Source organism: uncultured Vagococcus sp. (assembly GCF_963518325.1).
Taxonomy (GTDB): domain Bacteria; phylum Bacillota; class Bacilli; order Lactobacillales; family Vagococcaceae; genus Vagococcus_D.
The window spans coordinates 79,861-86,717 of record NZ_CAUQJB010000021.1 but is presented as its reverse complement, the minus strand read 5'-3'; the positions used below and the strand labels follow the sequence as shown (position 1 = coordinate 86,717).

At 38.9% G+C, this 6,857-nt stretch carries 4 protein-coding genes; all 4 read left to right on the top strand.

The window, feature by feature from the left end; all coding sequences use genetic code 11:
- The first annotated feature begins 807 nt into the window (after positions 1-807).
- From RWN13_RS15825 to RWN13_RS15810, 4 genes are read left to right on the top strand one after another with little or no spacing between them, the layout of a single operon-like run.
- Positions 808-2,034, top strand: coding sequence for a sugar ABC transporter substrate-binding protein (locus tag RWN13_RS15825; RefSeq protein ID WP_314065570.1), 1,227 nt, complete (start codon positions 808-810; stop codon positions 2,032-2,034).
- A gap of 57 nt (positions 2,035-2,091) precedes the next feature.
- The gene (locus tag RWN13_RS15820; RefSeq protein WP_314065569.1) at positions 2,092-3,051 is read left to right on the top strand and encodes a sugar ABC transporter permease; all 960 of its coding nucleotides are present in this window, start codon (positions 2,092-2,094) and stop codon (positions 3,049-3,051) included.
- Positions 3,052-3,873 (top strand): carbohydrate ABC transporter permease, encoded by an 822-nt coding sequence (locus RWN13_RS15815; RefSeq protein ID WP_314065567.1) that lies wholly within the window; start codon positions 3,052-3,054, stop codon positions 3,871-3,873.
- A 26-nt stretch (positions 3,874-3,899) separates the two neighbouring features.
- Positions 3,900-6,857, top strand: coding sequence for a glycoside hydrolase family 2 TIM barrel-domain containing protein (locus tag RWN13_RS15810; protein ID WP_314065565.1), 2,958 nt, complete (start codon positions 3,900-3,902; stop codon positions 6,855-6,857).

The window sequence follows — 6,857 nt, the reverse complement described above, 5'->3', positions numbered from 1 at the left end:
AGGAAAGGGAATAGCGATTGAAGTCTTTTTTCGTTTTCAATTGTTTGATGCGACTGTACTTATTATCTTTTTCACGAATCTCCTGAATGCTAATTAGCCGTATGATCTGAACATACAACCCTTCGTTATGCAGTTTAGAGTTTTTTTATTTTTTTCTATCCTGAATTCCTAACATTTGTTTAACAAGAAGTCGTGCTTGTAAGGTGGAAAGTAATACTAGTTCTGGTTACTTCTTTTATTTTATCATGCTTACCATGTATACATTTGTTAGAACTTTAGAAATGGCTCCCTTGTTAATTGCGAGGCTATTGAAAAGCTCATAAAATACAAAACAGGAAAAATAAAGGGATTTCGTTCCCAAAAATGAGTGGAATAAGAGCTTGAAACGGGACTAAACCTTCATATTTTGTTGGTTTTTACCATCGTAGTTGAAAAAATAAAAAGTCTGAATTTTCGATTGGGAAAATTCAGACTTTTTCGGTAGCGATTGATAACCGCTGAAGTTTTTTTTTTTTGCCTACGCTGGGCAAAAAAAATACGACAGCAAGGTGGCTCTAATGCTTATGGATAAGTCGTTAGAATTATCATAAATTGATAAAAGAGCAGGTTTATCAGTTTGGGAACTACCATTTATAATTTTAACAGTTCATGAATGAAATGAGCTGAGGTTAAGGATATTTTGGTATATTTAGTAAAGTTCATGTGTTCACAATAATTATTTAGTAAATAATTATTTAAAAACGCTTGCATTTAGTAAATAATATGATTATACTGAGGTTAAATAAAGAGTAAAGGAGAGTTTCAAACATGAAAGTTAAGAAATTGTTAGTAGGGACAGCGCTTTTAGGTTTAGGTATTGCCTTGGTTGGATGTACATCAAAAGAAGTGAAAGACGATGGTAAGACAACGGTTCGTTTTTCAACCTGGGACAGTGAAAAAAGTTTGGACATGCAACAGCAGTTAGTCGATAAATTTAATGAGCAACACAAGGACATTAAAGTTGTTTTAGAGGCATACGGTAGTGAATATGATACAAAAATTTCTGCTGGTATTGGCGCTAAAGATGCACCGGATGTCATGTATATGTGGAATTATCCTCAGTACAAAGATGCGCTAGAACCTTTAGACTCCTTTATCGAAAAAGAAGGCCCAGAATTCAAAGAAGATTTTTATGAAACCCTTTGGAGTTACAACTCAGTTGATGGCGATATCTTAGGGTTGCCAGTTGGCTTTACAACACATGCTATCTACTACAATAAAGACATGTTTGATGCTAAAAAGATTGACTATCCAAAAACAGGCTGGACGTGGGATGATTTGCATCAGAAGGCTAAAAAATTAAGCGATAGTAAAAGCGGTGACATCGGTTATGCTTTGCCAGGTAAACCTGATCCATACGATTTTGAAATGTTTGCCTGGGGGAATGATGCCTCATATTCAACGGCTGAGGGTAAATTAGCCGGAGCATTGGATAGTGAAAAAAACATTCATGTATTTGATGAGTTTCAAGGCATGTTAAAAGATGAAAGTGCGATCGCAACTGAAGGTGATGGTTCAACTGAGATGGAATCAGGGAAAGTTGGGATGTTTGTGACGGGTTCATGGTCGTTGGAACCGTTAAAAGAAGCCGGTATAAATTATGGCTTAGCCGAAATTCCAAGCCGCAATGGAAATGAAGGCGTTAGCATTATTAGTTCCTCAGGTTTGGCGATGTCTAAGTACTCAAAAAATAAAGAGGCTGCGTTTGAATTTATTAAGTTTTGGACCAATCAAGAAGCGAATAATGAACGAATTGATTATGAACTGCCGGTTCTAAAGTCAGTTGTTAAAGAAAATGGCTTAGAAGAAGATGAATATAAAGGCATTTTTTACAAAATGTTAATAAAAAGTGAAGGCTTTACGCCAAGTTCATTCAAAGTCGCAAATTGGAGCGATGTATCTGAAGATTTAAAACTGTCATTCGAACAGATCTTTAATCCAAGTACAATGGAAGATCCTCAAACAGTGTTGAAGAGTGTAACGGAAAAAGAATAAGGACGTGGCTGAGGTCTTCCTCAGCCAGATTAAGACACGAAAAAGGAGTTGAACCCCTTGGAAGAAAGTATCAAGGTAACGGGCAGACGCCCAACACCCATTAAGAAGAAGGATCACCGAAAGTGGATTCCCTATTTATTTATTGCTCCTTGGATAATCGGTTTCATCGTTTTCACCTTTGGCCCGTTAATCTTCTCATTTTTTATGAGTTTACATGATTGGCCAGTAACCCGTGAGCCAACCTTTATTGGCTTGGAAAATTATAAAACGATGTTCACCATGGATCCGCAATTTAAGAAATCATTGGTAATCACGATTAAATTTGCAGTTATCTTTGTTCCCTTAAACATGATTATCGCGCTTGTTTTGGCAGTCTTGCTAACGCAAAAAGTCAAAGGCGTTAAATTTTTTAGAGCAATCTTTTATTTGCCAGCAGTCATCTCAGGTGTGGCTGTTTCAATTATTTGGGGTTGGATATTTAATTCAAAATACGGCATTTTAAACTACTTGCTAAGTTTGCTTGGTATTGAGGGACCAAAGTGGTTAGTTGATCCTAAATGGGCGATGTTTGCTGTTGTGATAGCTAGTGCCTGGGGTGTTGGAACGATGATGCTGATATTTTATACAAATATTAAGAGCATCCCCAAAGATTATTATGAAGCAGCGGTTATAGATGGTGCCTCGCCCTTAAAACAATTTTTTAATATTACGATTCCGATCATTACACCAACGATTTTATTTAATTTAATCACCTCAACTATCACAGCGTTACAGCAATTAACCTTAGTTATTTTGCTAACAAAGGGCGGACCTTTGAAATCGACTTATTTTTACGGATTGTATGTGTTTGAAAATGCCTTTAAACACCAACGTTTAGGTTATGCAAGTGCCAATGCTTGGGTGATGTTTGTGATTATCCTAGCCCTAACTGCTTTGATTTTTAAATCATCAAGTGCTTGGGTCTTTTACGAAGCAGAAGTCAAAGGGGTTAAAAAGACCAAGAAAGGAAAAAAATAAATGGACTTATCGAAGAAAAATAAACTGTTAACGTATATGTGTCTTATTTTATTTTCACTTTATTTTATGGCACCCTTTCTATGGATGTTGATTACGGCGCTAAAATCACCTAGTGAAGTCAATAGTTACCCACCGACGATTGTGCCACGTGCCTTTCAATGGAAAAATTTTGTGGAAGCGTGGCAATCACAACCTTTTGGCCGTTATTTATGGAATTCAACTGTTGTAACGGTTCTGACAACGATTGGACAGGTGATCTCCTGTTCACTGATTGCCTTTGGTTTTGCCCGCTATGATTTTAAGTTTAAAAACGTTTTGTTTATGCTGTTGCTGGCATCGATGATGTTGCCATGGGATGTGACCATGATTCCATTGTATATGCAATTTAATATGATGGGCTGGATTAACACCTTAAAACCATTGATTGTGCCATCTTTTTTTGGCTCGCCTTACTATATTTTTCTGCTGCGTCAATTTTTAATGAATATTCCGACAGACATTGAAAATGCCGCTAGAATAGATGGTGCTAATGATTTTCAAATTTTTTATAAAATATTTTTTCCGATTATGCGGGCACCCTTGATACTCATTGCTATTCTTAATATGTTATCTGTTTGGAATGATTACTTGGGCCCGTTAATCTTCTTGCAAGATCGAACAAAATACACACTAGCCTTAGGTTTAGCTTCCTTCAAAGGCGTTCATGATACTAATATTATTCCCATCATGTGTATCACGATATTGATGATTGTACCACCAATATTAGCGTTCTTCTTCGCTCAAAAGTACATCATTGAAGGGGTTAGTGGTTCTATTAAATAATGATTGATGAAAGAGGTATCGACAAAATGAGAGAAATGAAACCATGGGAAAACATCCATTGTTTAGGAAAAAATCGAATGGAGCCTGCTACTTCTTTTAACCGTTATGGCACCCGGGAAGAGGCCTTAAGTTTTGATGATCGTCAGCAAAAAGGGTTTGTCAGTTTAAATGGCAACTGGCAGTTTAATTTTTATCAGTACCCAGAGCTAGTTCCAACGGTAGGCGAACTGTCCTCTAATATTATGAGTGACAACCAATTAGAGGTGCCGTCCTGCTGGCAATTATCAGGGTACGATCAGATGCATTACACGGATGTGTTATACCCTTTTCCAATTAATCCGCCATTCGTTCCGGTTGAAAACCCAACAGGTCTCTATTATCGCCAATTTGATTGGGAGTTGACGCAAGACCACCAATCGATATTGTTATTTGAAGGGGTCAGTTCCTATTTTGAAGTTTTTTTAAATGGAAAATTTGTGGGATCTAATATGGGAAGTCGTTATGAGACACGTTTTGATGTTTCTGAGATGGTCCAAGAAAAGGAGAATCAGCTGTTTGTTAAAGTCGTAAAATGGTCGGCAGGCACCTACTTGGAGGATCAGGATATGTGGTGGCTATCTGGAATATTTAGAGATGTGTCGTTGTATCAGCAAGCCGAGAAGACGATACAGGATATTCGGGTAGAGACAATCCCTGATAAAAACTATCGAGATTATGAATTGCGCCTCGTTGTGGAGAATCCCTTTGAACAAGAAATTCAAGGCGAATTGCTAATCGACGGTCAATGGCGCCAGTTAAATAAGTTTCAGGCGGCTGGTTCCCAGTATACTAGTACGACTGTCATCAAAGCCCCTAAGCTTTGGACAGCGGAAACGCCAGAACTGTATCAGGTTTTGTTGAAGGTCGAAAGGGAGTATATCCCGCTATCAATTGGCTTTAGATCGATTGAAATAAAGGACCATCAGATCCAAGTTAATGGTCAACCAATCTTTTTGAATGGGGTGAACCGTCATGACTTTACCACAACAGGGGGGATGACGACCACGCGAGAAGTGATGGAAGAGGATCTACGTTTGATGAAACGGCATAATATTAACGCTGTTCGAACCGCACATTATCCAAATCAACATTACTTCTATCAGTTGTGTGATCGTTATGGTTTGTATGTGATCGATGAAGCCGATTTGGAATGTCACGGCTTTGAAAATACAGGTGATTATAATTGGCTTAGCGATAATGATGTGTGGGAAGAGGCCTATGTCGAGCGGGGCTTAAGGATGGTTAAGCGGGACTATAATCATCCTTCAATTATCATGTGGTCTCTTGGGAATGAATCGGGAGCAGGGCAAAACTTTGATGCGATGTATCGTGAAATCAAAAAAATTGATTCACGACCGATTCATTATGAGGGAGCACGGGAAGGGCGTCACAGCGATGTTTTCACTACGATGTACACTCGTTTAGATAAGTTGGAAATCATCGGAAGGGAAACAGAAGGACAAAAACCTCACTTGATTTGTGAATACGGTCATGCCATGGGGAATGGGCCAGGTGGACTAAAGGAGTATCAGGAAATCATGAGGAAATACGAGCGACTACATGGTGGGTTTATTTGGGAATGGTACGATCACGGTATTATGGCAAAAAGAGGAGGACAAACGACCTATCTTTATGGTGGAGACTACGGTGACACGCCGAATAACGGCAATTTCTGTATAGACGGTTTATTGCGTCCCGATCGAACACCCTCGCCGGCTCTATTGGAATATAAATACATTATTGAACCGATAAAAGTTCATGGCACAGATCACCCATTTAAATTGTCTATCAGCAATCTTTTTGATTTTAAAAATTTGAAAACAATGACCCTTCACTATCAGGTGTGCCAGCTCGAAACCATTTTAGCGGAAGGTGCCATGCTGTTGCCGGATATTCCAGCTAGATCAACAGAGACGATTAACTTACCTGATATCAGCTATGAAGAAGGGGACATTGGCGATGTTTATCTAAATTTATCCTTTTCTGAGAAAGGGGAACGTCATGAGATTGCGAAATGCCAACTGATATTGGTCGAAAAACCGAAATGGCGAGAAGTCACTTCTCAAGGTCACTCCTTAAGTGTCCTTCGACAAAAAGAGTTGATTCAAGTGGAGAATGATCAAATCACAGTTAGTTTCAATCCAATAACAGGAAAATTACTGAATGTCAGCCAAAACGATCAGCAAATAATCGAAGAGGGGCCGACTTTCACCTTATGGCGAGCGCCAATTGACAATGATATGTACAAAGTCAAAGAGTGGCAAGAGTCTTACTTTATGGATCAGGTAACTGAACAGTTGATTAGTTTTAGCCTAGATGAGTCTGACGAAGGCGTCAGCATAGTTGTTCAGACAGATGCATCAGCCACCAATCAAAATTGGGGATACCGCTTAACTTACAACTATGTTATTTTACCATCAGGATTGATTACGATGGATATTCATGGCGAAACCCAACGTCGTGGTAGTCATCAACCGGAGATGTTACCAAGAATCGGCTTTGATTTGAAGACCACTGGGTTTCAGCAAGTTAAATGGTACGGTAATGGCCCTGGAGAAAGTTATTGTGATAGTTTAGCCGCTGTTCAACTAGGTGTTTATCAAAAAAACATTAGTGAGATGCACACGGAATACATTTTTCCTCAAGAGAATGGGGCGCGTACCGCTGTTTATTGGGCTCAGATGTTTAATACTACTCATGAAAGTAGTCTAGCGTTTGGATTCGATCAACCTGTCACCATGACCCTTCATGATTACAGCCGTCAAGCCTTGGAAAAAGCGACGCACATCGATGAGTTAGTTAGAGAGACCAGTAATTGGCTGACAATCGACGTGGCTCAATCTGGCTTAGGCAGTAACAGTTGCGGTCAGGAACAGTATGAGGCAGATAAAGTTCGCTTTGAGAACTTTGATTTAAGCTTTACCATGGGTCTTATAGAAAAGTGA